Genomic DNA, 26,980 nt, shown 5'->3' with positions numbered 1-26,980 from the left:
CCGCCGCTACCTGGCCGGGTACTCGTGCGCGACGACCGCCGCCGCGCGCACCCCGGGGTGCCGCTGCAGCACCGCCTCGATCTCGCCCAGCTCCATCCGCACGCCGGAGATCTTCACCTGCCGGTCGACGCGGCCCAGGTACTGCAGGGTGGGCCGGTCCTCGCCGCCCGCCCCGGCGGGCAGCAGCCGCACCGCGTCGCCCGTCCGGTAGAGCCGCCCCGTCGGCGACGGGCCGAACGGGTCCCGGTAGAACGCCTCCCGGGTGCGCTCGCCATCGCCCAGGTAGCCGCGGCCGACGGCGACGCCGCCGACGAACAGCTCGCCGGTCTCGCCGACGTCGCACGCCGTCCACGTGCCGTCGCCGCACTCCCGCAGGACGTGCAGGCGGGCGTTGACGACGGGGGTGCCGATCGGCAGCCGCAGCAGGTCCAGGTCCCCGGCGGTCACCGTGTGGTGGGTGACGTCGTCGGAGCACTCGGTGGGGCCGTAGGCGTTGAGCAGCCGCGCGTGCGGCATCGCCGCCAGCCAGCGGCGCGCCAGCTCGGCGGGCAGCTCCTCGCCCGTCGCGATCATCCAGCGCAGCCCGGCGAGTCCGCTCTCCGGGCCGCCGGGCAGGTCGTCCAGCAGGTGCCGGACCATGGTCGGGACCAGCTCGACGACGGTGATGCCCCGCTCGTCCACCGCCCGCGCGAACGCGACCGGGTCGTGCGCGACGCCGTCGCCGACCACCTCCACCCGGCCGCCGACCAGCAGCGGGGACAGCATCTGCCAGATCGAGATGTCGAAGCCGAGCGGCGCGGTGAACGCGACGGCGTCGTCCCCGGTCAGCCCCAGGTCGACGATCTTGGCCCAGAGGTGGTTGACCATCCCCTGGTGCTCGACGACCGCGCCCTTCGGCCGGCCCGTGGACCCCGAGGTGAACAGCACGTACCGGGGACGGTCCAGGCCGGGCAGGCGCGGCTCGCCCGCCCACGGCTCCAGGCCCGCCGCGTCCGCCGCGCGCAGCACCCGGCACCCGGCCGCCGCCGCGCCCTCCAGCAGCGCCGGCGCGTCGCCGCCCTCGTCGACCGCCACCAGCACCGACGCGCCCGCCTGGTCGAGGACGTCGCGGACGCGCCCGGCCGGCCACGTCTCGTCGGCCGGCACGTACAGCGCGCCGACCAGCTCGATCGCCAGGAACGCCGCCACCACCGCGGCGCAGCGCCCGCCGCCGACCCCGACCACCGTGCCGGGCTCGACACCCGCGCCCTCCAGCAGCGCGGCGAGCCGGCGCGCCTGCACCGCGAGCTCCGCGTACGACAGCGACCGGGTCCGGTCGGCCACCGCGGGCCGGTCCCGCTCGGCGGCGAACCGCTCCACCCGGGTGATCAGCGGATCGGCCAGGTCGACGCCGTGCTCGCGCACCAGGCCGTGCCGCGCCGCCAGCTCCCGCGCCCGGTCCGCCTCGCCGGCGGGCACGGCGAGGGCGGGCAGGCCGTCCAGGGCGAGCAGCCGATCCACGGCCGGACCGCGAGCGCTCATCTTCACTCTCCGTGATGTCGTTCTTCTCCACCGTCATCGGCAAAAGAAGTGGGGCCCATAGCTTATGTCCGGCTCCGGTCGGCGCCGCTCCGGATTGCGTAGATTGGACCCTACTCGCAGGTAATCGGGGGTTGCGACGGAACATGCCCGAAGGTACGGTGAGGCTCCGCCATGGTCTGGCGTGAGGTCCGCGGCGACTTCGGGGGAAGATGAGGGAATTGTTTCTTCAGTCCAGGGTGACTCCGTGCCGATAATCACCTCGCCGCAGGATTTCAATGTCGACGACCTTTACGTCGATCTGCGCCGCGTCATCGACCGCCCGCTCTTCCTCAAATGCGAGGGATTCAATTTCGCCGGCTCGGTGAAACTGAAGGCGGCGGCCGCGATGGTGGAGGCCGCCGAGCGGGAGGGCGTGCTGTCCCCCGGCTCGACGATCGTCGAGTCGTCCTCCGGCAACCTCGGCATCGCGCTCAGCCTCATCGCCGCCGACCGCGGCCTGCGGTTCGTCTGCGTCACCGACCCGCGCTGCAACCCAGCCTCGGTGCGGGTCATGCGCGCGCTCGGCGCCGAGGTCCGCGTCGTCGCCGACAAGGATGCCAACGGCGGCTACCTCGGCGGCCGCATCAAGTACGTCCGGGACCTGTGCGCGTCCGGCGACGGGTACGTCTGGCTGAACCAGTACGCCAACCGCAACAACTGGCTCGCCCACTACCGCGGGACCGCGCCGGCGATCGACAGGCAGTTCCCCGACCTGGAGGTCCTCTTCGTCGGGGCGGGCACCACCGGCACCCTCATGGGCTGCGCCCGCTACTTCCGCGAGCACGGCCGCCCCGTCACGATCGTCGCGGTCGACGCGGTCGGCTCGGTGACCTTCGGCGGCATCCCCGAGCAGCGCATGGTGCCCGGCCTCGGCACCAGCGCCAAGCCCGCCCTCGTCGACGAGTCCTACATCGACGACGTCGTCCACGTCGCCGAGCCCGACACCATCCGCACGGTGCACGCGCTGTCCGCGCGCGGGTTCCTGTTCGGCGGCTCGACCGGCACCGTGGTGTCCGGCGCGTCCCGCTGGCTGGAGGCCAAGTACCCCGGCGAGGAGCCCGTCGCCGTCGCCATCGCCCCCGACCTCGGCGAACGCTACCTCGACTCCATCTACGACGAGGGCTGGCTCGGCGAGCACTTCGGCGAACTGCTCGCCGACCTCGATCTCCCGGCCGCCGGTATTCTCGGCGTCTGATCATCCCGAAAAGGACACGGAGTTCCCCCATGACGCAGGCCCCCACGTTCGCCGTGATCTCCGGCGCCCAGGTCCACGACGCGATCGCCGGGCGCGAGGAGCAGGTCATCGGCATGGTCGAGGCGGCCTACCGGCTGCACGGCGAGGGGGCCACCGTCAACCCCGACTCCTACTTCCTGCGCTTCCCGGACCGGCCGGCCGACCGGATCATCGCGCTGCCCGCCTCCGTCAAGGGCGACGTGGACGTGCACGGCATCAAGTGGATCTCCAGCTTCCCCGGCAACGTCGCGAACGGGATCCCCCGCGCGTCCGCCGTGCTGATCCTCAACGACGCCGAGACCGGCTACCCGTTCGCGTGCCTGGAGAGCTCCATCATCTCCGCCGCCCGGACCGCCGCGTCGGCGTCACTCGCCGCCGCGACCCTCGCCGACAAGCGCGGCGACCGTCCCCGCAAGGTCGGCTTCATCGGCGTCGGCCTCATCGCCCGGTACATCCACACCTACCTGGCCGGCAACGGCTTCGCGTTCGACGAGCTCGGGATCCACGACCTGTCCCGCGAGCACGCCGAGGGCTTCAAGGGCTACCTCGAACGCTCCGAGAAGGGCGCGGTCACGATCCACGACTCGGCGGAGTCGCTGATCCGCTCGTCCGACCTGGTCGTCTTCGCGACCGTCGCGGGCGAGCCGCACGTCACCGACCCGGCCTGGTTCGCGCACAACCCGCTCGTCCTGCACGTGTCGCTGCGCGACCTCTCCCCCGAGATCATCCTGTCCGCGTACAACGTCGTGGACGACGTCGAGCACTGCATGAAGGCCAACACGTCCCCGCACCTGGCCGAGCAGAAGGTGGGCAACCGCGACTTCGTCGCCGGCACCCTCTACGACGTCCTCACCGGCGCCACCACCCCGCCCGCCGACAAGCCGACGGTCTTCTCCCCGTTCGGCCTCGGCGTCCTCGACCTCGCCGTCGCCAAGTACGTCCACGACCAGGTCACCGCCGCCGGCACCCTGCACACGATCCCCGATTTCTTCCACGAGATGAAGCGCTACGGCTGACCCCGCCCGGCGGCCCGCCAGCTCATGCGAACTCGGACGTGTCCAGCTCGAACCCGAACGGCTCCGGCAATGCCAGCCCCTTGCCGAACGGCACGCTGTTCGTCTGCCCGTAGTCCCTCTCGTCCGGCTCACTGAACAGTGTCGCTCTCTGTTCTCCGCGATCTACCAGGAGGTACAACGGGATACCGGCTCTCGCATACGCGCGTCGCTTGTTCACCCGATCCCGCTCAGGGTGGGACGAGGTGACCTCAAGGACGAGGCACACGCGGTCTGGCCGACTCCATGATTCCTCATCGTCGAAGGCATCGACCTCGGCCAGAGCGAAGGTGCCATCCGGGATCACATGGCTGTCCGGACCCTGCGCAGCAGCGGGTACGACCAGCCCACGGTTGGCGGCGAAGTCCAGATCGGCCGAGCTCCGGCGCGCGACTTGGCGGGCGAACCTGCCGATGTTCCTTTCGTGTCTGCCACCGGGGGGCGGGGTCACGATGATCTCCCCGTCGATCAGCTCGGCTCGGAAGCCCTCGGGGGTGTCGAGAGCAAGAAAACCCTCTAGGAGCGGGTCTCCATCGATAAAAGGCTCATGGGCCATCACAGTCATGCCCTGCTCCTTTCCTCGCGAGCGAGTATATGAGCGGAGCGCCACCCTTCGCATACGGATCGTGGTCGTCGGCACGTTCGTCCTCAGCCTACGATCCCCGCGCGCCGGCGTCCGCACACTCGCCGGGCAATTAGATCGGCGGGGAGCGGGCACGGTTTCGCCATGGACGAGCGAGACGATCCGCGTGGGGACGTTCAGGAGCTGAGCGACTTCGAGCTGGCGGTGTACGAGACCGTGGCGGAGATCGACGTCGAGGGCCGCGCGGCCGACTTCGAGACGATCGAGCGGCTGATGGAGGCGCCCGAGGAGGATCTCTGGGCCGCGCTGGGCCACCTGGTGTCGGTCAACCACCTGCACTCGACCCCGGAGGGCTACGTCCTCGGCCCGCACGACTGGGACGCGTGACCGGCGGGGCGTCCCGGTGAGCGGGAGAGGCGGGGCCCCGCGAGGGTGCGGGACGGGAGGATGGTCGACCGTCGTACACGTGCGCCGCAGGGAGGCCGCCGGATGGAGCTCGTCGTCACCGAGGAACAGCGGGAGCTGCGCGACGCGCTGCGGCGGTTCTTCGCCGACCGGTCGCCGTCCGCCGAGGTGCGGCGGCTGATGGAGACGGCCGAGGGCTACGACCCGGAGATGTGGGCGCGGATGGCCGAGCAGCTCGGGCTGCAGGGCCTGGCGATCCCGGAGGAGCACGGCGGCGCGGGCTTCGGCGTGCGGGAGCTGGCCGTCGTGTTCGAGGAGATGGGGCGGGCGGTCGTGTGCGCGCCGTTCCTCGCGACGATCACCGCGGCGGCGGCGCTCCGCGCCGGGGACGGCGGGCACGACCTGCTGCCCGGCATCGCGGACGGCACCACGATCGCGACCCTCGCCGTCGCCGAAGAGGGCGGTGGCTGGGAGCTCGACGCCATGCGGACGCGGGCCGAGGGCGGTGTTCTGCGCGGGACCAAGAGCTTCGTGGTGGACGGGTGCCTCGCCGGGCTCCTGCTCGTGGCGGCCCGCGACGGCGATGAGGTCGGCCTCTACGCGGTGGACGCCGGCGCCGAGGGCATGGCCAGGACGCCCCTGCCGACGCTCGACCAGACGCGCAAGCTGGCCCGGGTCGGGTTCGACGGGACGCCGGCGCGCCGGGTCGGCGGCGCGGACGCGGTCCGGTACGCCCTCGACGTCGCGGCGGTGGTGCTGGCGGCCGAGCAGCTCGGCGGCGCGCAGCGGACGCTGGACATGACCGTCGAGTACGCGAAGGTGCGGCACCAGTTCGGCCGCCCGATCGGCTCGTTCCAGGCGGTCAAGCACCGGTGCGCGGACATGTTCGTGCTGGTGGAGTCGGCGCGGTCGGCGGTGCTGAACGCGGCGGCCGCCGCCGACGAGAGCCCGGAGGAGCTGCCGCGGGCGGCGGCGCTGGCGAAGGCGTACTGCTCGGACGCGTTCTTCCACACGGCGGGCGAGGCGATCCAACTGCACGGCGGCATCGGGTTCACCTGGGAGCACGACGCGCACCTGTACTTCAAGCGGGCGCAGTCGTCGCGGCAGCTGTTCGGGTCGCCGGACGCGCACCGCGCGCGGCTCGCCGCGCTCGCCGGCATCACGGGTGCAGCCTGAGCCCCTTCAGGGCCTTGTCCACGCCGTTCTTCGGGCCGTGGACGGCGAACCCGACGAGCGGCATGTCCTCGGCGGCGACGGCGCGGACGGTGGCGCGGTTGGCCTCGTCGTGCCCGGTCTTGAACATGTCCTCGATGTAGACGGCGATGTCCATGCCGCGGGCGAGGGCGCGCGCGTGGGCGGCCTTGATGGCCTCGGCATCGGCCTCGTAGACGAGGACGGGCTGGCGGAACATCGCGAGGTAGGTGTTGCCGGACGCGTCCTCGTAGGGGTCGCCGATCACGCCGGGCACTCCCCCGGCCACCGCGCTCGCCAGGAACGCGGTGACGTTGAGCCGCTGCCAGGCGGCCAGGTCGTCGCGGACCACGATGCCGATCTTGGTGTCGAAGCGCATGCCGTCCAGGCTGGCGGGCCGGGCGGCCGGCCGTCTTGAACGCTCGTGCGCCGCGCCAGAATGAAGGCGTGGACTGGAGCAGGTACTGGCGGTCGCCGGACCGCCCGCTGGAGGCGATGCACGCGCATTTCGAGCGGCACCGCTACCACCGGCACAGCCACGAGACGTACTCGTTCGGCGTGACCGAGGACGGCTACCAGGCGTTCAAGTGCCGGGGCGGCGCCCACACGAGCGCCGCCGGGATGGTCATCGCGTTCAACCCGGACGACCCGCACGACGGCCGCCCGGCGGACGCGCTCGGCTTCACCTACCGCATCGTGCACATCGGCCCGAAGCTGGTCGCGGGGGTGCTGGCCGACATCGGGGGGCGTCCGGCGGGGCTGCCGCTGTTCGACGCCCCGGTGGTCGGCGATCCCGTCCTCGCCCGGAACCTGCGGGCCCTGCACGGCGCGCTGCTGGGCGGGGCGCCCGCGCTGCGCCGGGACGAGCTGCTCACGGCGGCGGTCGGCGCGATGGTGAACCGCGCCGCGTCCGGGCGGCTGCGCGTCGGGCCGTCGTCGGGTGCCGCCGCGCGCGCCCGGCGCCGCCTGGAGGAGCGCTACCTGGACGACATCGGGGCCGACGAGCTGGCCGAGGCGGCGGGGTGCAGCAGGTTCGCGCTGTACCGGGCGTTCCGCCGCGCGTACGGGATGGCGCCGAGCGACTACCAGCGGCAGCTGCGGCTGCGCGCGGCGCGGGCGAGGCTGGCGCGCGGGGAGCCGGTCGGGGAGGTCGCCGCGGCGACGGGGTTCGCCGACCAGAGCCATCTGACGCGCTGGTTCGTCCGCTGCTACGCGATGACGCCCGGGAAGTACCGTGCCGCCTGCGGCGATTGAGGGACAATGTCGCCCATGATGCGGGCAAGCGGAGCGATGTTCGGGCTGGCGTACGGGGACTCTCTGGGCGCGCCCACCGAGTTCCTCGACATGAAGCAGATCCTGCGGCGGTTCGGCGAGCACGGCCCGACGCAGCTGAACGGCGATCCCGCGCTCGTCACCGACGACACGCAGATGGCGATCGCGGTCGGCCTCGCCCTGCTGGACGCCCTGGCGGACCCGCCGCTCACCCCCGATCTCGTCGCGCCGCTGTGGCGGCGGCGGTTCGTGGACTGGCTGAACAGCCCCGACAACAACCGCGCCCCGGGCCACACGTGCCTGCGCGCCTGCGAGGGCCTGGCGGCCGGGCGGCCGTGGGTGGAGGCGACCGTCGCGGGATCCAAGGGCTGCGGCGCGAACATGCGGGTGGCGCCGGTCGGGCTCGTACCGGGCCTGACGGACGAGACGCGCGCCGGCGCGTCCCAGCTGCAGGCGGCGATGACGCACGGGCATCCGACGGGGCTCGCGGCGAGCGAGCTGACCGCGTTCGCCGTCCGGTGGCTGGCCGACGGCATGGCGCCCGCCGACCTGCCCGCCGCGCTGCGCGCCCGCTGCCACGAGCAGCGCGCCGTCTACCACGAGCGGTGGCTCGGCACGCTGTGGCAGCAGCCCGGCATGGACGAGCCGGAGACGTTCATCGCGCGCGGCTGGGACGAGTGCCTCGACGTCCTCGACCGGCTCGACGAGGCCGTGGCGCGGGGCGACCGCGCGTCCGACCCGTGCGAGATCACCGGCGCCGGCTGGTGCGCGGAGGAGGCCCTCGCCACCGGCCTGCTGTGCTTCCTGCTGTTCCCGGACGAGCCCGTCGAGGCGATCTGGCGCGGCGCCGCGAGCTCCGGCGACTCCGACTCGATCGCGTGCCTGGCGGGCGCGTTCGCGGGCGCGCACCTCGGCATGGACGCCTGGCCGGGCGAGTGGGCCGGGCGGATCGAGTACGCGGACCGGCTGGCCAGGCTCGGCAGCGCCTGGGATTAGTGCAGGGGCGTGGCGGTCCAGCCCGTACAGGCGTCGATGGTGATCGCGATGACCGGGCCCTCGGGCGGGCGGTCCCGGTACTGGGCGTACCGGGCGGCCAGGAGCCGGACGGGCTCGGCGCGGCGCGCGTCGTCCTCGACCACGGCGGCGTGGCCGTCGACGCGGACCCACCAGAGCCGGTCCCAGTCGTCCTCGTAGTGGTCGGCGAGCAGCGCGACCCGCGGATTGGCGCGGACGTCGGCCAGCCTCCGCAGGTCCCGCGTGCTCTTCGGCTTGTGGTCGACGGCGGTGTAGACCGACCCGCGGTGCACGGCGAACGTGACGGGCACCAGGCGCGGGCGGCCGTCCTCCCCGACGGTGGCGAGCCGCGCGACGGGGACGCTCGCGAGCAGCCGGCGGGCGTCGTCCGGTGAGAGCTTGGGCACGGGTGCAGCCTGTCACGGCGCGACCCCGGTTCCCAGGCTCCCCCGCGCGGGCGAGGCGGATCACCCGCGGGCGGGAGGCGCGCGGGAGCGCCGCCCGGAAGGTTCGGACCCGTGGAAACGATCTTCAGGCGGTGGCCGGCGTGGGCCGGGTACGCGGGCGGCGGGTGGGCGGCCGGCGCGGCGGCGCTCGCCCTGTACTGGGCCGCCGGCGTCCCGGGACCTCCCGCACGACGGGCTCATGAGCGGATGGTCCGGGTGGACGGTCGCCGCGTGCGGGATCGGCGCGTTCGGCGGCTACGGGCTCGCGCTCGGCGCCGCCGCACTGTCCTACCAGCGCCGCACGCGCCCGGGCTGCGTCAGTCCTTGAAGTCGGGCGGCCGGTTCTGCTTGCGCGCCGCGATGGCCTCGTCGAAGTTCCGCGTGGTGAGCCGGACGTACAGCTGCCCGAGGCCCTCCTGTCCCATGTGCGCGTCGAGGCTCGACGCGTCCAGCCCCGACCACAGCGACCGCTTGGTCAGCTCGACGCCGGGACGGCTGAACCCGGCGATCCGCTCGGCGAGGTCGTAGCAGGCGCCGAGCAGCTTGTCGCCCGGGACGGTGCGGGAGACCAGCCCGATCCGCTCGGCCTCGGCGGCGTCCACGTCCCGGCCCGACAGCATGATCTCGAACGCGCGGGACGCGCCGATCGCGCGCGGCAGCAGGTAGCTGAGGCCGAGCTCGCTCGCGGTCAGCCCGTTGTTGATGCCGGCGGCGCGGAACAGCGCGGTCTCGGACGCCAGCCGGATGTCGGCGGCCAGGCTCAGGCACAGGCCGCCGCCGATCGCCGGCCCGTTGACCGCCGCGATCACCGGCTGGTGGACGCGGCGCATCGCGCGGACGACGTCGTCGAGCAGCTCCATCGAGCGCAGCGCGATCGTCGGCAGCGTCAGCCCGTCGATGCCGGGCGGCGCGCCCGCCGACTCCAGGTCGGCGCCGGAGCAGAAGCCGCGCCCGGCGCCGGTGACGATGACGGCGCGGACGCCGTTGTCGCGGCTCACCTCCTCGAGGGCCTCGCGGAAGGGCACCATGACGTCGAACGCCATCGCGTTCATCCGCTCGGGCCGGTTGAGGGTGATGAGCGCTACGTGCGGGCGCGGCTTGTCGATGAGCACGACGGGCGGTCGGTCGGAGTCGGTTGGTCGGGGCGAGTACGGCAACGTGACCTCCCGGTGTGCCTAGCAAGCGCTAGGTTACACAGCCGGGAAGTCCGGCGGCGTGAGGCCCCGCTCGACCACCTTCGCCAGCTGCCCGTCCGTCAGGATCCGCGGCTCGCCGATCATCTTCGCCCGCACGTACACCCCGCACAGCCACTCCAGCAGCCGCGCGTTCTCGAACGCCTCGTCCAGGTCGCGGCCGATCGTGACGCCGCCGTGGTTGGCCATCAGCGCGGCGCGCTTGCCGCCCTCCATCGCGGCCCGGACGTTCTCGGCCAGCTCCGGCGTCCCGTAGGTGGCGTACTCGGCGACCTTCACCACGCCGCCCAGCAGCAGCGTGTTGTAGTGGATCGGCGGCAGCTCGGCCATCGTCGTCGCGACGACGGCGCCGTACGTCGAGTGCGTGTGGACGACCGCCGCCGCGGGCGTCTCGTGGTACAGCGCCAGATGCATCGGCGTCTCCGACGACGGCGCCCGGTCGCCCTCGACGAGCCGGGCGTCCAGGTTCACGACCGGGCAGTCCTCCGGCCGCATCCGGTCGAGCATCATCCCGCCCGGCGTCACCGCCACCAGGTCCCCCGACCGCACGCTGACGTTTCCCGACGCGCCGGTCACCAGGCCCGTCTCGGCCAGCCTGCGGCCCACCGCGCACAGCGCGCGCCGCTCGTCCTCCAGCAACATGCGAATCCCTCTCACGTTCTCGGCCCTGCCCGTCGTACGCTACGGCCCTGACGATCACGAGGGAGAACCCGGCATGGCAACTGTGGTCACCGTCGGCGCGCACATCCTGGACGTGCTGGCCCGCCCCGTGGAGGGCATCCCCGACGGCCAGGACACCGTGGTCGTCGACCAGATCAGGGTGACCGCGGCCGGCGCCGCCGCCGGGACCGCGGTCGCGCTCGCCCGGCTCGGCAACCGGGTCGTCTCGGTCGGCGCGATCGGCGACGACGACCTCGGCGACCTGCTCGTCACGATCATGAACCGGAACGGGGTGGACGTCACCGGCCTCGTCCGCCGCACCGCCGAGCAGACCAGCGCGTCGATCCTGCCGATCCGCCCGGACGGCGGCCGGCCGAGCTTCCACGTCCCCGGCGCGAACCTCACCCTCACCGCGCACGCGGTCGAGCCCGGCCTGCTCGCCGCCGCGAACTTCGTCCACCTCGGCGGCCCCGACGTCACGTTCGGGCTGAACGACCCGGAGTTCTTCGCCGCCCTCGACGCCGCCCGCGCGGCCGGCACCGTCGTCACCATGGACCTGCTGTCCAACCTGCCCGACCTGGTGCGCGGCGCCGCCGCGTTCCTGCCGCACGTCGACCACTTCCTGCCCAACGAGGAGCAGGCCGCCGCGATGACCGGCGAGGACGACCCCGAGAAGGCCGCCCGCGCCCTGCTCGCCGAGGGCCCCCGCTCGGTCGTCGTGACGCTCGGCGCCGAGGGCAGCCTCGTCGCCACCGCGGACGGCGTGCACCGGCTGCCCGCCCTGCCCGTCGAGGTCGTCGACACCACCGGCTGCGGCGACGCCTACTGCGCCGGGTTCCTCACCGGCCTCGGCCAGGGCAGGGACGTCCTCGAAGCGGCCCGCTGGGGCACCGCCGCCGCCGCGACCGTCGCCCAGGGCCTCGGCTCCGACGCCGGCCTCACCGACCTCGACACCGTCCTGACCCTGCTCCGTTGACTTGCGGCGAGTCGTCGTTATGACGGCGCTGATAACGACGACTCGCCGCAAGTCAACGAGCGGTCTGCCAGTAGGGGTCGCGGAGGAGGCGCTTGTAGAGCTTGCCGGTGGGGGTGCGCGGCATCGCGTCGACGAAGTCGACCGAGCGCGGCGCCTTGTAGCCGGCGAGCGACGCGCGGACGTGCGCGATCAGCTCGTCCGCGAGCGCGGCGGACGGCTCGGCGCCGTCCGCGAGCTCGACGGCGGCCTTCACCTGCTCGCCGAACTCCTCGTCCGGCACGCCGAACACCGCCACGTCCCGGACCGCCGGATGGGTGATCAGCACGCCCTCGACCTCGGCCGGGTAGATGTTCACCCCGCCGCTGATGATCATGTCGATGACCCGGTCGGCGAGGAACAGGTAGCCGTCCTCGTCGAGGTATCCGGCGTCGCCGGTGGTGAACAGGCCGTCCGCGCGGTGCACCGAGCGGGTCTTCTCCTCGTCGCCCCAGTACTCCACGTCGTCGCCGCTGGCGTAGCGGAACCAGATCTGGCCGCGCTCGCCCGGCGCGGCGGGCTCGCCGTCCTCGCGCAGGACGTGCACCTCGGTCGTGGCCAGCGGGCGGCCGACGCTGCCGGGCCGCTCCAGCCACTCCGACGCGGTGATGACGCTGTTCACCGACGCCTCCGTCGACCCGTAGTACTCGTGCACGATCGGGCCGAACCAGTCGATCATCGCGCGCTTGACGTCCGGGGAGCACGGCGCGGCGCCGTGCCAGACCGCCTTCAGGCTGGAGCCGTCGAACGCCTTGCGGGTCGCCTCGTCCAGCCGCAGCAGCCGGACGAACTGGGTCGGCACCAGGTGGACGTTCGTGATCGCGTGGTCGTCGAGGAGCCGCAGCGTCTCGGCGGCGTCGAAGCCGCGGCGCATCACCACCGACCGCCCGCCGAGCAGGAACACGTGCGACCACAGCCACTGCGCCGAGTGGTAGACGGGCCCGACGAGCAGGGTGCGGCCGTTCTCGGGAATCTGCAGCACGCCCGCCATCGCCTCGCCGAGCAGCCGCGCGTTCTCGATCGGGCCGCCCGCGCCGGTGAGCTTGCGGGTGACGCCCTTGGGGCGGCCGGTGGTGCCGGAGGTGTAGAACATCGGCAGCCCGGTGGACGGGTCGGCGATCTCCTCCTGCGCGCCCGTCGCGAGGAACTCCTCGTACGGGGTGAAGCCGTCGACCGGCTCGCCGAACGCGATGCGCGCCCTGAGGTCAAGCCCGGCGGACGCCTCGCGCGCGACGTCGGCGAAGGCGTCCTCGGTGAACAGCACGCGCGCCCCGGCGTCCTCGAGGACGTAGCGCAGCTCGTCGGCGGTCCAGTGCCAGTTGACCAGCACGTAGCGCAGGCCGATGTGGCCGGCGGCGCACATGGCCTCGAAGAACTCGCGGCGGTTGCCCGAGTGGATCGCGATCACGTCGCCGGTGGCCGCTCCCAGGCCGCGCAGCGCGTTCGCCAGCCGGTCGGTCCTGGCGTCCAGCTCGCGCCAGGTGGTGGTGCCGCGCTCGTCGGTCAGCGCGGGCTCGTCCGGACGGGCGTCGGCGTGCGGGCGGAGCAGTTCGGCCATCGGTCGCCTCCTGGAACGGGACAAATCCTAGAATCCGACTCTAGAACTATCCCCGCCGCGATGGCCAGGGGCAGGTCACGAGGTCCGGACGAGATCGGTGGCCAGCACCGCCTCCGCCGCGTTCACCAGCTGCTCCAGCCGCAGCACCTCCGTCCGGTGGAACGGCGGCGCGCCCCTGCGGGCGACGACCAGCGCGGCGCGGCCCGCCGACAGCGGGCAGACCGCGTACTCGGTGCCGTCCGTCCCGGTGAAGGCGCGCGGGCGCAGCGGCGGCAGCACCGGCAGCTCGGTGCCGGTCAGCCCGCCGACGCTCGCGTGCACCAGCACCGCGGTGTCCTGCTCCCCCACCTCGGCGATCCCCGCCCAGTCGGCGCTGAGGATGCCCGGCACGGCGTCGGCCAGCGTCGCCGCGCCGCGCTCGGGCACCGCCGCGACCTGCCCGATCAGGGCGGCGTCCGGGAAGGCGCCCTGCGGCTCGACGGTCGGCCAGATGCCGACGATCTCCACCCCGTTGACCGAGCCGAGCCCGTCGCGCAGCCGCTCGACGCCCGCGCCCGCGGGCCACGTGACGGTGAAGTCGTCCAGGGCCCGCCCGTTGTCACGTTCCAGCACCGCCATCTGCGCGACGTCGGCGCCCGCGGCGCCCAGCGTGCGCGCCACCTGGCCCAGCGAGCCCGGGCGGTCGGGCAGCCGGACGCGTATCCGCAGCAACATCGCCACCTCCTTGTTCCCGTCGGTGCGTCCAGTCTCCGGAAGACGCATTTCCCACGTGTTACCCATTCGTGTCGACGCGAAGAAGTCGATGCTGGAACGGCGGGGAGGCGTCAAACTAGAGTCCAATGAAGGTCAACAGCAGACCTATCGCCTCTGCCGCCTCATCATTAAGGTGACTGCACGTGTCGAGCGACGGGGATCGCACAGTCAACGACGGGGCCGACTCCGGCATGGACGGCGCCGCGCCGGCGGCCGGCGGCGTCTCCGCGCCCGCGGCGACGGCGCACGCCGGGGCGGTGAACGGGGAGGCCGCGCCCGGTGAGGCCGCGCGGACGGCCGCGTTCGAGGCCGGGATCAGGGACGCCCTGGCGGCACTGACCGCGCGGCTGGACCGCGAGCACGAGCGCGCCGCGCACCGCGAGGCGGTCATCGACCGGCTGCACGAGGAGAACCAGCGGCTGCGGCGCGGGGAGCTGCAGGCGATGCTGGAGCCCGTGCGGGCCGCGCTGTACCGGCTGCACGACCAGGCGCGCCGGGAGGCCGGCCGGCTGGCGGGGCCGGGCGCCGCCGAGCCGCCCGACCCGGTCCGCACGGCCGGGCTGTTCAGCGCGGTCGCCGACGACGTCGCCGACGCGCTCGCCCGGCTCGGCGTCGAGCGGTTCACCGTGCGGCCCGGCGAGCCGTACGACGCGTCCCGGCACCGGCCCGTCGCCGTCACCCCGGTCGCCGACCCGGGCCGCGACGGCCTGGTGACCGGCGTGCAGGCGGACGGCTTCGAGCAGAGCGGCAAGGTGCTGCGCAAGGCGGCGGTCAGCGTCGGCCGGCTCGACCGCACCGCGAACGGCACCGCCGACGGCGCCGGCACCGCCGCGAACGGCACCGCGGACACGGCGCGGGCCGGGGCGGGCCGCCACGCCGCGGCCGGCCGCGGCGAGACGACGAACAACCGACTCGGCACCGATGGGTGAGAGGGACATGACCGTCTACGGGATCGACCTGGGAACCACGTACTCCTGCATTGCCTCCATCGACGACGTGGGGCGCCCGGCGGTCCTGCGGAACCTGGAGGGCACCGACACCACGCCTTCGGTGGTGTACTTCGAGAGCGGCGAGAACGTCGTCGTCGGCGCCACCGCGAAGGACACCGCGGTGCTGGAGCCCGACAACGTCGTCAGCCTCATCAAGCGCGACATGGGCCGGGACGTGACGCGCCCGATCCACGGGATCGACTTCACCCCCGAGGAGCTGTCGGCGTTCATCCTGCTGAAGCTCGCGACGGACGCGCGGACGACGACGGGCGAGGAGACCCGCGACGTCGTCATCACCGTCCCGGCGTACTTCGGCGCGGCCGAGCGCGACGCGACCCGCAAGGCGGGCCGGATCGCGGGGCTGAACGTCATCGACATCGTGTCCGAGCCGATCGCCGCCGCGATCACCTACGGGGTGCTGAACCCCGACGCCGACCGGACGATCCTGGTCTACGACCTCGGCGGCGGCACGTTCGACACGACCGTCATCGCGCTGCGCGACGGGCACATCGAGGTGATCTGCACCGACGGCGACCACGAGCTCGGCGGCGCCGACTGGGACGCGCGGCTGGTGGAGTACCTGGCCGAGCGGTTCCGCGCCGAGCACCCCGACGCGGGCGATCCGCTCGACGACAAGCAGACCGAGCAGCAGCTGCGCCGCGACGCCGAGGACGCCAAGAAGGCGCTCACGACCCGCACCGCGCACACCGTCCGGGTGATGCACGCCGGGCGGGTCGCGGCGATCGAGGTGACGCGGGAGAAGCTGGAGGAGCTGACCCAGGACCTCCTCGACCGCACCGTGGAGATCACCGGGCGGACGCTGTCGACCGCCGCCGAGAAGGGCGTGCACGACTACGACGACCTGGTGCTGGTCGGCGGGTCGACGAAGATGCCGGTGGTCGCGGCGCGGCTGGAGACCGAGCTCGGGATGTCGCCCCGGCTGCAGGACCCGGACCTCGCCGTCGCCAAGGGCGCCGCGCTGTACGCGTTCGAGGAGACCTACCGGCGGCTGATGCGCGAGGGCGCGGCCGAGCGCGCCGCGGAGATGGCGAGCCGGGCGGGGCTGTCGGCCGAGCAGCAGAAGCAGATCGCCGGGCGGCAGATCCGCACGGTCGCCTCGCACGCGTTCGGCATCGTGGTCGTCGACCGCGACTCCGGCGCCGAGCACGTCGCGCACCTCGTGCACGCCAACGACGAGCTGCCCGCCGCCCGCACCGAGGACTTCTTCACCGTCTACGACGACCAGACCTCCGCCGACGTCCGGGTGATGGAGCAGGCGGGCAGCGTCGAGTCCGCCGAGCTGATCGACAACACCGAGATCGCGACCGGGGAGATCCGCGTCCCGCCGGGCAAGAAGGCGGGCTGGCCGATCGGGGTGACGTTCGCGCTCGACGCGTCCGGGCTGCTGAACGTGACGGCGGTGGAGAAGGAGTCCGGCGAGCGGCTGGAGCTGAAGGTGGACGTCGGGGGGATGTCGGAGGAGGACGTCGAGCGCTCCCGCAAGGCCCTCTCCCGGGTGCAGGTGAGCTGAGGGCCGGCGCGCCGCGGTGACGTTCGACGAGGAGTACCGGCGGGAGGTGCTGGAGCCGGCGCGGGCCGCGGGCGACCAGCCGCCCGAGGACCTGCGCGTCCGGTACGCGCTGGCCGACCCGCTGACCGGGCCGGGCGTCGAGGCGCGGGTGAAGCAGGTGCGGCAGTGCTGGCGGCGGGCGCGCGGCCAGCTGAAGTACCGCAAGCTGATCGACCGGCTGGAGGCCGAGCACCGGGAGCTGGCGCCGCTGTTCACCGCCGCCGGGCGCGGCGACCTGCGGGCGCTGCAGGAGCGCCTCGCGGGCGGCCGTGAGCGCGGCGAGCGGCGCCGCGCGCAGGCCCGCGCCGGCCTGGCGGACGCGGCCGGGTTCCTGCGCATGGTGACGCCCGCCGAGGTCGATTCGATCGCCCGGACGGGCGGGATCGCGCGCGCCGAGCTGGAGGCGGCCGCGACCGCCGAGGGGATCGCCGTCCGCGAGCCGGACCCGCTGCCGTCCGCCGCGCCGTACGCGGCGTACCGGAAGGTGCGCGAGTCGCTCGGCGTGCTGGGCAAGCGGCACCTGGCCGACTTCCTGTTCGGCGCGCGGATCGCGGGGCCGATCCGGGTGCTGGACGGGTTCGCCGCGCCCGCGGCGCCCGGCGCGCCCGGCGCGTCGGCGCTGCGCGGCGGGACGCTGCTGCTCGACGCGGACGCGGTCGCCGCCGCCGGGGACGAGTGGGCGCGCCGCAGCCGCGACACGAGCACCACGCACGCCGGGACGGTCCTCGCGGCGCTGCGGTCGGGCGCCGACCTGGCCGAACTCGTCCGGTACGACATCGTGGACCGGCTGCGGGAGCGGTTCCGGCAGCGCGCGTCCGAGCGGGCGCTGCTGCGGCACGCGACCGAGGAGCTCGGCGTGCACGCCGAGGACGCGCGGCGGCTGGTGTTCGCGGTGGTCCGGGAGACCGGGCCGGGCGGCGGCCTGGCCGGGCGGCTGCGCGCGCTGCTGGACGCGGGCGAGGTGTACGCGGCGGCGGAGCTGGCGGACGCGGCGGCGGAGCTGGCGGACGCGTCCGGCGTCCCGGCCGCCGCGGAGGGCGAGCCGTCCGAGGAGGAGGTGCTGGCGGCCGAGGCCCGGCACCGCCTCGACACCGCGCTGCGGCTGCGCGAGACGGCCGCCGCCGAACCGGACCCGGACCGGGCGTGGCGGCTGCTCGCCGACGCGCTGCGGCTCGTCCGCGACCTGCCCGGCGCCCGCGACCACCAGCGGCGGCTGCCGCCGAGGCCGGTCCCGGCGCTGCGCGCCGACGTCGACGCGGGCGAGGGCGGCGCCGTCGTGCGGCTGTCGTGGGAGGCGTCGCCGTCGACCGGCGGCGAGGTCGGCTACCGGCTCGTGCGGCGGACCGGCCGGCCGCCGCGCGGCGCCGGCGACGGTGAGGCGGTCAACGGGGAGCGCGACGAGCTGCCGCCGGTGAACGTCCCGCTGTACTACGCCGCCATCGCGGTGCGCGGCGACGCCGCCGCGCCGCCCGCCGTCGCCGGGCCGATCGTGGTGCGGCCGGAGCCGGGCGAGGTCGAGCTGCTGTCCGGGGACGGGCAGGTCACCGGCCGGTGGCGGTGCCCGGCGGAGGCGGCGCGGGTCGCCGTCGTCCGCGACGGGACGCCGGTGCGGGCGGGCCGCGACGGGTTCCGCGAGCGGGTGCCGAACGGCCGCACCCACCACTACCTGATCAGGGCCGTCTACCTGGACGCGGCGGGCCGCGAGGTCGCCACGCCGGGCGTGCGGGCGTCGGTGACGCCGAGCGCGCCGCCGGAACCGGTGTACGAGCTGTCCGCCGAGCCCGACCCGGCCGACCCGGGCCTGCTGCGGGTGCGGTTCGCGCCGCCCGCGCACGGGACGGTGGAGCTGGTGCTGTCGGCGGGGCCGCCGCCGTGGCCGCGCAGCGCGCTGGTCCCGGTGGAGGAGGTGCGGCGGGAGACGCGGCGGCTCGCGGGCGCGCCGGCGGCGGGCGGGCTCGCGGTGCGGCCCGGCGCGGGCGGCTGGGTGCTCGCCGTGACCGTCGCGGAGGGCACCGCCGCGATCGGCGCGTACCACCGGTACGTGAACCTGCCGCCGCCGCGCCGGCTCGTCGTCGAGCGGCGCGGCGACCACGTGCACGTCGGGTTCGACTGGCCGCCGGACGTCGCCGAGGTCGACCTCGTCTACCGGATCGGCCGCGACCCGCTCCGCTCGTCCTCGGCCGACGACGGGGACGAGCGGCGCGCGACCGTCACCCGCGCCGCCTACGACACGCAGGGCGGCGTCCGGCTGCCCGTCCCCGAGGACGAGCCGGTCGAGCTGGCCGTCGCGGCGGCCGGCACGGTCGGCGGGACGCGGGTGACCGGCCCGCCGGTGACCGCCGAGGTCGCGGCGCGCACCGTCGTCCGCTACGACCTGGAGAGGTCCGGGCCGCCGTGGCGGCGGTCGCTGACGCTGCGGCTCACCTGCGCGCGTCCGCTGCGGGTGGCGCGGCTGTCGCTGGTGCTGCGGCGCGGCCGGGTGATGCCGCACCGGGCGGGCGACGGCGAGACGCTCGGCACGTGGGAGCAGGTGCCGGTGCCGGGCGAGCTGTCGGTGGCCGTCCCGGACGCGTCCGCGCCGTACTGGCTGCGCTGCTTCGCCGAGGATGATGTCATCGAACTCACCGATCCCCCGATCCGCCGACTCCAGGTCCCGTGATGACCAGACCCCTCGCCCGGCTGCCGGGCGCGCCCGCGCGGCTGTTCCCGCGGCACGGCGTCACCTGCCCGTACTGCTTCGCGTCCGTCGCGCCGCAGCGGATCCTGTTCCGCTGCCGCGGGCAGGCGGGGCGGCGGCAGGGCTGCGCGCCCGTCCTCGACGAGAAGCTGGCCGCCTACACGGGGTCGACGGCGGGCGCGTCGCTGCCGCCGGTGTTCGCCGCGCCGGGCCGCAAGGGGCGCGCCGACTGCCCCGAGTGCGGCGTCCCGACGGGGAACCGCGCGTGCCCGGAGTGCCACAACCCGCTGCCGTCGGCGTACTGCGACTCCCCCGGCCGGATCGTCGCGCTGGTCGGCGCGAAGAACGCCGGCAAGAGCACCTACATCGCGGTGCTGCTGCACGAGCTGATGAACCGGGTCGGCACGGAGCTGGACGCCTCGCTCGTCGCGTGCGACGACCGGACCATCGAGCGCTACAAGCGCGACTTCGCGCGGCCGCTGCTGGAGGAGCGGCGGCTGCTGCCGACCACCGCGAGCGCCGCGACGGGCCCGCGCGAGCCCCTCGTCTACCTGCTGACGCGGACGCGGCGGGGCCGCTGGTCGCGCGCGCGCAACGACTCGCTCGCGCTGGTGCTGTTCGACACCGCCGGCGAGGACCTGCGCAGCCGCGAGGCCACCGACCTGCACCTGCGCTACCTCGAAGCGGCGGACGCGATCATCTTCCTGGTCGACCCGCTGGAGCTGCCCGGCGCGCGCGCCGGTATCTCCGACACCGTCCCGGAGCCGCGCGGGCCCGGCGACGGCCCCGGCGGCGAGCCGCTGGACATCATCGCGCGGGTCACCGACGTGCTGCGGCAGCGGCACGGCACCCGTCCCGGCGAGCCGCTGCCGGTGCCGGTCGCGGTCGCCCTCACCAAGATCGACGCGCTGCGCCCGGACCTGCTGCGGCAGTCGGCGCTGCGCCGCTCCCCGTCCGGCACGGGCGTGCTGGACCTCGACGACCGCGACGCGGTGGACGAGCAGGTCCGGGCGCTGCTGCACGACTGGCAGGCCGGGCAGCTCGACACCTACCTCGGGCAGCAGTACGCCGAGCACGCGCTGTTCGGGGTGTCGGCGCTCGGCGGCGTCCCCGAGGACGGCCGGGTCGGTGCGGGCGGCGTCCGGCCGCACCGCGCCGAGGACCCGCTGCTGTGGCTGCTGTACCGGTTCGGGATGCTCGACGGCGTCCGTCCCGGAGGTGCGTGACGGTGGCGTGGCAGCTGCACTACACCTCCGCGCGGCGCGGGCCCACCGGGCGGGCCGGGTTCCAGTTCGTCGCCGAGACGCCCGGCCTGCCGGACGGGGTGCGCGCGGCGGTCACGCCGTACCTGTCGTACCGTCCGCCGCCGGACGCGCCGCTGTCCCCCGACGACGCCGAGCTGGCCGGTTTCCCCGTCTCGCTGCTGTACGACCGGGTCGACGGCCGCCCGCTGCTGCTGCGCTGCCGCTACCTCGGCCGCGACTACTCCGGCCGGTACGGCAACTTCTTCGCGCACGCGGTGGTCGCCGACGACGACGAGCTGGAGGGGCTGCGTCCCGCCGAGCTGTGGCACGCGCCGCTGTGGGCGCCGCTGCCCGGCGACGGCGACCTCGGCGAGCTGGACGACCTCGCGCCGGGCGCCGCGCTCGACCCCGAGTCGCTCGCGGCGTGGCTCGCCGGGTCCGGGCCGCCCGACGCGTACGGCACGCTCGCGCGGCTGGTCGACGCGGTCGCCGGCGTCCTCGGCCGGGGCCACGGCCGGATCGTGCTGGTCGCCGCCGACGTCGAGCTGATCGCCCGCTGGATCGCGGTGGTGTCGTACTCGCTGCCAGTCGCGGCGGCGGCGCGGCTGTCGTTCGTCACCTACACCGCCGACCCCGACGGCGCCGCGCAGCGCCTCGTCGGCACCACCCCGGACGTGTGGAACGCGGTGCGGCACCACGCGTCCCACGCGCTGGCCGTCGATCTGCGGGCCGGTCTCGGCGGCGGCGACGGGACGTCCCGCTTCGCGCGGACCGTCGCGGCGTGCTGGCACGACGCCGACTTCGCCGCGCTCGACGCGCTCGGCGAGCTCGCGCCGCTGGACGGCGCGGCGCCGTCCGGGCCTGCGAAGCCGTCCGGCCCTTCGGCGCTGGACGGCGCCGCGACCCTGCTCGCGCTGTGCCGGCGCGACGGGCCGGTCACGGCGGCCGAGGAGGGCGCGGCGGCGGCGCTGCTGTCGCGACCCGGAGCGGCCGTCCCCGAGTGGGTCTGGCGCGACCTGGCACCGGGCGTCGCCTCCATGGGCCTGGAGCTGGCGCTCGCCGTCCACGAGCGCGCCCTCGCGTCGGGCGCGACCGGCGTCGCGCGGGAGTGCGCGGCGCGGATCGCGGTGCTGGCCCTGTCCGACCCCGCCGCGCGGGACCGGATGCCCGAGCTGCCGGAGCGCGCCGGCGAGCTGGAGCCGCGCGTGGCGCAGGCGCTCGCGGACGCCCCCGACCTGGCCGAGGTCGCCGCGGTCGCGGCCGTCGCGGTGCGCGCCGGCACCCGTCTCGACCTGGACGAACTCGCGACCGCCGCCGCGCGGCGGGCCCGTCTCGGCGCCGCCGGACTGCCCGCCGCCCACCGCGCCTGTCCGGCGGAGGCCCGCGCGGCGCTGCTGGACGGCGCCGTCCGGGGCCTCGCCGAAGCGGCGGCCCGCGACCGCGCCGCCGCGCTCACCCCGGGCACCTGCGACCTGCTCTACGAGCACGCCGCCGAGCGCCTGCGCGCCGTCCCCGAGGTCGCCGTGCCGGTCCTCGTCTCGATCGGCCGCCGGTACCGTCCACGCCGCATCGCGGTCACCGGTGAGCTGCTCCGGCTGACCGGCGCCTCCACGGCACGGGATGCGGACGCCGGCGCGGCGCTCGCCGAGGTGTGGGCCGCGGCGCCGTCCGCGGCCGAGTGCGCCGACCTGCTCGACGCGTTCGGCACCGACCTGGCGGACGTCCCCGCGTTGGCCGCCCTGCCGTCACGGACGTTCGAGACCCTCGGCCACGACGCCCTCGCCGACGCGCAGAGCCTGCGGCTCGCAGCGCGCGTGCCGGCGGTGCTGCCCGGCGGGCGGGCCGCCGCGGACGCCGCCGCCGTCCGCGCCTACGCCGACGCGATCACCGCCTCCCGGCCCGACGAGGCGGCCCGCGCCATGGACGCGCTGGCGGGCGCCCGCCGCGCGTCCGCGCGGCTCACCGGCGAGGCGTTCGAGGCGGCCGCGCGGCGCCTGTGCCGCCGCCCGCCGGCGTTCCGCGCGGCGCTGCTCGGCGCGGTGCCGCCGCCCGTCCGGGCCCGGATCGCCGGGTGCTGGACCGCCGAGCTGCCCGCCCGCGCCCGCGCCGGCCGCGCCCAGCTGCGCGGCGCCGGCGTCGAGCGGCGCAACGACCTGATCGAGATCGTGCTGCGGCTGCGGGCGCGCGGGATCACCGAACCGGACCTGGAGGCCTGGGCGCGCGGAGCCGCGGGCCGCTGGCTCGCCGGCCGGCAGCTCGACGCGCGCCTGGCCGGCCGGCCGGAGCTGCGCGCCGCGCTGAGGGACCTCCTCGCCGGGGACGAGGGGAGGTGAGCCCGTGCAGATCCTGATCATGCTGCTGCTGGTCGCCGTGTGGGCCGGCGTGATGTTCCTCGGGTTCTGGTACGTGTTCCCGGTGCTGTTCCCCGCGACGCTGATCGTCGCGGGCGCCGCCGCGCTCGGCGTCTACTACCTGAACGCGTGCCGCACGCTCGCCCCGTCCACCCTCGACGGGCCGTCCCCCGTCGCCTCGCCCGACGTCGCGTACCGCAACTACCTGCTGGTCCAGGTGTGGCGGGACTGGTGGACGATCAGCCGGACCGTCGTCCCGCAGGTGTACCGGATCGCGTCGGGGACCGTCGTGCGGCTGACCCGGACGCTGCTCGGCGGCCCGTGGGGGTTCTTCGCGTTCCCGTTCTGGCTGGCGCTGTGCGCGGGGATCGTCGCGGCGGCCGTCCCGGCGGCGGCGTTCGTGCTGGCGCTGACGATCCTGTACGGGGTCGTCGCGGCCGTCGGGCTGGCGGCGTGGCTGGCGTGCGTGCTGCTCCTCGCGGCCGTCGAGCGGGTCTTCATGGCGTACGGGCGGATCCTGCAGACCTGCCCGCACCCGTTCTGCTACGAGCGGATCGGCCTGCCCGAGTACGAGTGCCCGGGATGCGGCGCCCGGCACCGGCGCCTGACGCCCGGGGCGGCCGGGGCGTTCCGGCACGTGTGCCGGTGCGGCGCGCGGCTGCCCACGACCGTCCCGCTCGGGCGGTTCCGGCTCGCCGCGTACTGCCCGCACTGCGGCGGGCGCCTGCCCGAGCGGATCGGGCGCGTCCGCGTCGAGCCGCTGCCGTTCGTCGGCGGGCCCGCCGCGGGCAAGACCACGTTCATGTTCCTCGGCATACGGGCGCTGCACGCGCGCGCCCGGTCCGTGCAGGGGCGGCTGGCGTTCGTGGAGCAGCGGCACGCGCAGGCGTACGCGGGCGCGATCCGCGAGTTCCAGCGCGGCGGGCGGCCCGCCAAGACCGGCCCCGAGCTGCCGCTCGCGACCATGGTGGACGTCGACCTGCCCGGCCGCGCCCGCCGCATCCTGTACCTGTTCGACCCGGCAGGCGAGCACTACACGGGCGCGACCGAGGTCGAGTCGCTGCGCTACCTCGACCACGGCGAGGCGCTGCTGTTCGTCGTGGACCCGTTCGCGCTGCCGCAGGTCCGCCGGTCCCTCGGCGCGGACGAGCGGGACCTCGTCGACCGGGCCGCCGCCTCGTCGGAGGAGGACCCGGCCGACACCCTCCAGCGGGTCCTGAACGACCTGCGCTCCCGTCCCGACCAGGGCCGGCAGAAGCGCGTCGCGGTCATCGTCACCAAGGCCGACCTGCTCGTCCGCACCGAGATCGGCCGCTGCCTCGGCCACGACGGCGACGTCCGGGCCTGGCTCGGCGGCGTCGGGCTCGGCAACACCGTCCGGACCCTCGACCAGGTCGCCGGGCAGGTCCGCTACCTCGCCTCCGGCCTTTCCACCGATCCCGCGGAGGTCGCCGACCTGCTCGGCTGGGCGTCCGGGCTCGCGCCCGCCGCGCCGTCCGGCGGCGACCACCCGCTCACCGCGGGCGACGCGCAGGAGGTCCCCGGCACCGCGCCGCTGCGCGCCCCCTGGCCGGTCCGCGGCCGGGGCTCGGGCCGCGTCCCCGCGGGCTACCAGGCCGGACGCTGGGCCGTGCTGTGCGGGCTGTCGGTGCTCACCGTCGCGACCGTCACCGGCGCCGTGGTGGCCGCCGCCGAGCGGTTCCCGTACTGAACCGGCGGCTGGTGAACGCCGTGCCCGGCTGTGACGCATCGCACTCCCTGACACGGCAGATAACGGTGCGTCGCCCGGTTACACCCTCTCGGAGCCGGAGATCCAGCGGCTCCCCCAGCCGAACGAGAGGTGAAGCCATGACGACCATCGCGCCCGAGGGGCTGCTGGCCATCGACGCGTCCGCCCAGGACCTGCTGTTCCGCGAGGCCCGCACCGCCAACACGTTCAGCGCCGAGCCGGTGAGCGACGAGCAGCTCCGCGCGATCTACGACCTCGTCAAATGGGCGCCGACCGCGATGAACGCCCAGCCGCTGCGCCTCGTCGCCGTCCGCACCCCCGAGGCGCGCGAGCGGCTCGTGCCGCTGATGTCCGAGGGCAACCGCGCCAAGACCGCGTCCGCGCCGCTCACCCTCATCGTCGCCGCCGACGAGGACTTCCACGAGCACCTCCCGGTCACCTTCCCGCACCGGGAGGGCGCCCGCGAGGCGATGCACGCCAACCCCGGCCGTCCCGCCATGGCCCGTTTCAACGCCTCCATCCAGCTCGGCTACCTGATCCTCGGCATCCGCGCCGCCGGCCTCGCCGCGGGCCCGATGGCCGGCTTCGACGCCGCCGCCGTGGAGAAGGAGTTCCTGGACGGCAACCAGCGCGCCATCGCCGTCGTCAACGCCGGCAAGCCCGGCTCCGACGCCTGGTTCCCCCGCAACCCCCGCCTCGACTTCGAGCAGGCGGTGAAGCTTGTCTGACCCCGGCGCCCGGACGGCCGCGCCCGCGGCCGTCCGGGCCGACCGGCGGCTCGTGCTGATCGTGGTGCTGGCCCTGCTCGCCGCCGCCGTCGCCGCGGTCACGCCGCCGAGGGTTGCGTCAGCGAACTGACCGTGCGTACGGTCGGGACGTGATCGTTCGCATCGGCATGGCACCCGCGTCCGGCGAGCTCGGCCCGGACTCCCTGACCGCCCTCGCCCGCGGCCTCGAACGCGAGGGCTTCGACTCGTTGTGGGTGTCCGAGCGGGCGTCCGGGTGGGGGCTCGACCCCGTCGTCGTGCTCACGCACGCGGCGGCGCTGACGTCCCGGATCAAGCTCGGCACCGCCGTGATGACGGTGCCGGGCCGCGCCCCCGCCCTGCTCGCCAAGGAGCTGGCCTCGCTGGACGTGCTGTCGCGCGGCCGGCTGCTGCCCGCGTTCGGGCTCGGCCAGCGGCTGCCCGCCGAGCAGCAGGCGTTCGGCGTCCGCCGGGAGGAGCGCGCCGAGATCTTCGAGGAGGCGCTGCCGCTGCTGCGCCGCTTCTGGGCCGGCGGCGCCGTCGTCCACCACGGGCCGCGCTTCCGCTACGACGGCCTGCGGATCCTGCCGCGCCCCGTCAAGGGCGGCTTCGACGTGTGGATGGGCGGGACGTCGGACGCGGAGCTGCGCCGCACCGGACGGCTGTCGGACGGCTGGCTCGCCGCGTTCACCACGCCCGCCGAGGCCGAGCGCGGCCGGATCGCGGTGCAGGACGCCGCCGCTGCCGCCGGGCGCGAGATCGAGGAGGAGCACTTCGGCGCCGTCGTGCCGTACCGGCGCGGCCCCCTGCCGGACGAGGCGGCCGCCCGGTTCGCGCGCGTCCGCAGGGTGAGCGGCCCGGCCGACCCCGCCGACGTCGTCCCCGACCTCGACGGCCTGGAGGCGCACCTCAAGCGGCTGATCGAGGCGGGCCTGTCGAAGTTCGTCCTCGCCCCGCTCACCGCACCGGACGACTGGGACGCCGAACTCGCCGATGTCCGCGACGCCGCGCTCCCCCTCCAGACCCGCCGTTAGTCGAGGGCGGCCAGGATGAAGTCGGCGACCTCGGCGGCCAGCTCGGCGGCGGGCTTCGGGCCGTCGGCGCGGTACCAGCGCGGGAGCTGGTTGACCATGCCGAGCGCGACGATCGTGACGGTGTCGGCGGGCGTCGGGGTGGTGAACGAGCCGTCCCGCTTGCCCTGCTCGACCAGGCCGCGGAAGGTGTTGTGGTAGCGGCGGCGGTCGGCGCGGACGGCGTGCATGCGGGCGTCGTCGAGCCGGTGCGACTCCCGGCTGAACACCTTCGCCTCGTCGATGTGCTCGGCGGTGCTGAGGATCAGCCCCGTCAGCACCTTGCGGACGGCCTCGCGCGGCGGCAGCCCCTCGGCGAGGACGGCGTCGAGGTCGGCGAGCTGCCGGGCGATCAGCGAGTGGTAGATCTCGTAGAGCAGCGCGTCCTTGGAGTCGAAGTAGTGGTAGAGGGCGCCCTTGGTGACCTCGGCGGCCTCGACGATGCCCTGCACGGACGTCCCGTCGAAGCCGCGCTCGGCGAACAGCCGCAGCGCCGCGTCCAGGATGCGCCGCTCGACGGGGCTGCGCCGGACCGGCGCGCCGTCCGCGCCGCCGTCCGCCGCGGCGTCCGTAGGCTGGGTCTCGGTCATCGGCGTTCCTCCCATTGACGCGCCCGCGTCCATGGACATAGCTTGCCAGAAACCGACCGGTCGGTATGCACCTGTCCCGCC

The 26,980-nt window shown here is 75.1% G+C and carries 26 protein-coding genes; 17 read left to right on the top strand and 9 right to left on the bottom strand.

Features of this window, described 5'->3' with window-relative positions:
- Positions 1-6 precede the first annotated feature (6 nt).
- Positions 7-1,521 carry an amino acid adenylation domain-containing protein gene (locus F8568_RS16140; RefSeq protein WP_151594362.1) on the bottom strand — a complete coding sequence of 505 codons (1,515 nt, stop codon included), beginning with the start codon at positions 1,519-1,521 and terminating at the stop codon, positions 7-9.
- A gap of 244 nt (positions 1,522-1,765) precedes the next feature.
- Between F8568_RS16140 and sbnA the strand changes: the two genes are divergently transcribed.
- On the top strand, positions 1,766-2,755 hold the full coding sequence (sbnA, locus tag F8568_RS16135) for a 2,3-diaminopropionate biosynthesis protein SbnA (RefSeq protein WP_151594361.1): 990 nt from the start codon (positions 1,766-1,768) through the stop codon (positions 2,753-2,755).
- 29 nt (positions 2,756-2,784) lie between these two features.
- Entirely contained in the window at positions 2,785-3,810 is a 1,026-nt protein-coding gene (gene sbnB / locus F8568_RS16130) for a 2,3-diaminopropionate biosynthesis protein SbnB (RefSeq protein ID WP_151594360.1), read from the top strand.
- Positions 3,811-3,832: 22 nt separating this feature from the next.
- Here sbnB and F8568_RS16125 read toward each other — a convergent pair whose 3' ends face one another.
- Entirely contained in the window at positions 3,833-4,411 is a 579-nt protein-coding gene (locus F8568_RS16125) for a Uma2 family endonuclease (RefSeq protein ID WP_151594359.1), read from the bottom strand.
- Between the two features lie 162 nt (positions 4,412-4,573).
- Here F8568_RS16125 and F8568_RS16120 point away from each other — a divergent pair, with 162 nt between their 5' ends.
- A complete protein-coding gene (locus F8568_RS16120; RefSeq protein WP_151594358.1) occupies positions 4,574-4,816 on the top strand; it encodes a hypothetical protein in 243 nt (80 codons plus the stop codon).
- Positions 4,817-4,918: 102 nt separating this feature from the next.
- A complete protein-coding gene (locus F8568_RS16115; protein ID WP_151594357.1) occupies positions 4,919-6,010 on the top strand; it encodes an acyl-CoA dehydrogenase family protein in 1,092 nt (363 codons plus the stop codon).
- Here F8568_RS16115 and F8568_RS16110 read toward each other — a convergent pair.
- Positions 5,994-6,404, bottom strand: coding sequence for a DUF2000 domain-containing protein (locus F8568_RS16110; protein ID WP_151594356.1), 411 nt, complete (start codon positions 6,402-6,404; stop codon positions 5,994-5,996). The genes F8568_RS16115 and F8568_RS16110 overlap by 17 nt on opposite strands.
- Before the next feature lie 68 nt (positions 6,405-6,472).
- Here F8568_RS16110 and F8568_RS16105 point away from each other — a divergent pair, with 68 nt between their 5' ends.
- A complete protein-coding gene (locus F8568_RS16105; RefSeq protein ID WP_328600904.1) occupies positions 6,473-7,279 on the top strand; it encodes an AraC family transcriptional regulator in 807 nt (268 codons plus the stop codon).
- Positions 7,280-7,294: 15 nt separating this feature from the next.
- The gene (locus F8568_RS16100) at positions 7,295-8,293 is read left to right on the top strand and encodes an ADP-ribosylglycohydrolase family protein (RefSeq protein WP_236008803.1); all 999 of its coding nucleotides are present in this window, start codon (positions 7,295-7,297) and stop codon (positions 8,291-8,293) included.
- On the opposite strand, the gene F8568_RS16095 is transcribed toward F8568_RS16100, so the two are convergent.
- Positions 8,290-8,718 carry a TIGR03668 family PPOX class F420-dependent oxidoreductase gene (locus tag F8568_RS16095; protein WP_151594355.1) on the bottom strand — a complete coding sequence of 143 codons (429 nt, stop codon included), beginning with the start codon at positions 8,716-8,718 and terminating at the stop codon, positions 8,290-8,292. The genes F8568_RS16100 and F8568_RS16095 overlap by 4 nt on opposite strands.
- Before the next feature lie 238 nt (positions 8,719-8,956).
- Here F8568_RS16095 and F8568_RS49595 point away from each other — a divergent pair, with 238 nt between their 5' ends.
- Complete coding sequence (locus F8568_RS49595) at positions 8,957-9,085, top strand: hypothetical protein (protein ID WP_268896270.1); 129 nt, start codon at positions 8,957-8,959, stop codon at positions 9,083-9,085.
- Here F8568_RS49595 and F8568_RS16090 read toward each other — a convergent pair.
- Together F8568_RS16090 and F8568_RS16085 are read right to left on the bottom strand one after the other, a co-directional pair.
- Positions 9,075-9,869, bottom strand: a complete 795-nt coding sequence (locus F8568_RS16090) for an enoyl-CoA hydratase (RefSeq protein WP_151594354.1) — start codon at positions 9,867-9,869, stop codon at positions 9,075-9,077. The genes F8568_RS49595 and F8568_RS16090 overlap by 11 nt on opposite strands.
- A gap of 78 nt (positions 9,870-9,947) precedes the next feature.
- Positions 9,948-10,592 carry a class II aldolase/adducin family protein gene (locus F8568_RS16085; RefSeq protein ID WP_151594353.1) on the bottom strand — a complete coding sequence of 215 codons (645 nt, stop codon included), beginning with the start codon at positions 10,590-10,592 and terminating at the stop codon, positions 9,948-9,950.
- Between the two features lie 73 nt (positions 10,593-10,665).
- On the opposite strand from F8568_RS16085, the gene F8568_RS16080 reads away from it, so the two are divergent.
- Positions 10,666-11,586 (top strand): carbohydrate kinase family protein, encoded by a 921-nt coding sequence (locus F8568_RS16080; RefSeq protein WP_151594352.1) that lies wholly within the window; start codon positions 10,666-10,668, stop codon positions 11,584-11,586.
- A gap of 52 nt (positions 11,587-11,638) precedes the next feature.
- Here F8568_RS16080 and F8568_RS16075 read toward each other — a convergent pair whose 3' ends face one another.
- Entirely contained in the window at positions 11,639-13,180 is a 1,542-nt protein-coding gene (locus tag F8568_RS16075) for an AMP-binding protein (RefSeq protein WP_151594351.1), read from the bottom strand.
- A 75-nt stretch (positions 13,181-13,255) separates the two neighbouring features.
- On the bottom strand, positions 13,256-13,894 hold the full coding sequence (locus F8568_RS16070) for an ACT domain-containing protein (protein ID WP_151594350.1): 639 nt from the start codon (positions 13,892-13,894) through the stop codon (positions 13,256-13,258).
- Between the two features lie 182 nt (positions 13,895-14,076).
- Here F8568_RS16070 and F8568_RS16065 point away from each other — a divergent pair, with 182 nt between their 5' ends.
- The 9 genes from F8568_RS16065 to F8568_RS16025 all read left to right on the top strand — a co-directional run bounded on the left by F8568_RS16065 (position 14,077) and on the right by F8568_RS16025 (position 26,273).
- Positions 14,077-14,862: a nucleotide exchange factor GrpE gene (locus tag F8568_RS16065; protein ID WP_328600903.1), complete on the top strand. Its 786-nt coding sequence runs from the start codon at positions 14,077-14,079 to the stop codon at positions 14,860-14,862.
- A gap of 7 nt (positions 14,863-14,869) precedes the next feature.
- A complete protein-coding gene (locus F8568_RS16060) occupies positions 14,870-16,453 on the top strand; it encodes an Hsp70 family protein (RefSeq protein ID WP_151594349.1) in 1,584 nt (527 codons plus the stop codon).
- 16 nt (positions 16,454-16,469) lie between these two features.
- The gene (locus tag F8568_RS16055; protein WP_151594348.1) at positions 16,470-19,151 is read left to right on the top strand and encodes a hypothetical protein; all 2,682 of its coding nucleotides are present in this window, start codon (positions 16,470-16,472) and stop codon (positions 19,149-19,151) included.
- Complete coding sequence (locus tag F8568_RS16050; protein WP_151594347.1) at positions 19,151-20,395, top strand: TRAFAC clade GTPase domain-containing protein; 1,245 nt, start codon at positions 19,151-19,153, stop codon at positions 20,393-20,395. Before F8568_RS16055 ends, F8568_RS16050 begins: the two co-directional genes overlap by 1 nt.
- A 2-nt stretch (positions 20,396-20,397) precedes the next feature.
- Positions 20,398-22,746 (top strand): GAP1-N2 domain-containing protein, encoded by a 2,349-nt coding sequence (locus F8568_RS16045; RefSeq protein ID WP_151594346.1) that lies wholly within the window; start codon positions 20,398-20,400, stop codon positions 22,744-22,746.
- 4 nt (positions 22,747-22,750) lie between these two features.
- Positions 22,751-24,475: a TRAFAC clade GTPase domain-containing protein gene (locus tag F8568_RS16040; RefSeq protein ID WP_151594345.1), complete on the top strand. Its 1,725-nt coding sequence runs from the start codon at positions 22,751-22,753 to the stop codon at positions 24,473-24,475.
- Between the two features lie 137 nt (positions 24,476-24,612).
- Positions 24,613-25,221: a malonic semialdehyde reductase gene (locus F8568_RS16035; protein WP_151594344.1), complete on the top strand. Its 609-nt coding sequence runs from the start codon at positions 24,613-24,615 to the stop codon at positions 25,219-25,221.
- A complete protein-coding gene (locus tag F8568_RS16030; RefSeq protein WP_160573637.1) occupies positions 25,214-25,351 on the top strand; it encodes a hypothetical protein in 138 nt (45 codons plus the stop codon). Before F8568_RS16035 ends, F8568_RS16030 begins: the two co-directional genes overlap by 8 nt.
- A gap of 19 nt (positions 25,352-25,370) precedes the next feature.
- Positions 25,371-26,273, top strand: coding sequence for an LLM class flavin-dependent oxidoreductase (locus F8568_RS16025; protein WP_151594343.1), 903 nt, complete (start codon positions 25,371-25,373; stop codon positions 26,271-26,273).
- On the opposite strand, the gene F8568_RS16020 is transcribed toward F8568_RS16025, so the two are convergent.
- On the bottom strand, positions 26,270-26,899 hold the full coding sequence (locus F8568_RS16020; RefSeq protein ID WP_151594342.1) for a TetR/AcrR family transcriptional regulator: 630 nt from the start codon (positions 26,897-26,899) through the stop codon (positions 26,270-26,272). The genes F8568_RS16025 and F8568_RS16020 overlap by 4 nt on opposite strands.
- Between the last annotated feature and the right edge of the window lie 81 nt (positions 26,900-26,980).

Origin of the sequence: Actinomadura physcomitrii, from assembly GCF_008923205.2 — a bacterium.
Taxonomy (GTDB): Bacteria; Actinomycetota; Actinomycetes; order Streptosporangiales; family Streptosporangiaceae; genus Spirillospora; species Spirillospora physcomitrii.
This window is presented reverse-complemented; position numbering and strand designations above follow the sequence as displayed.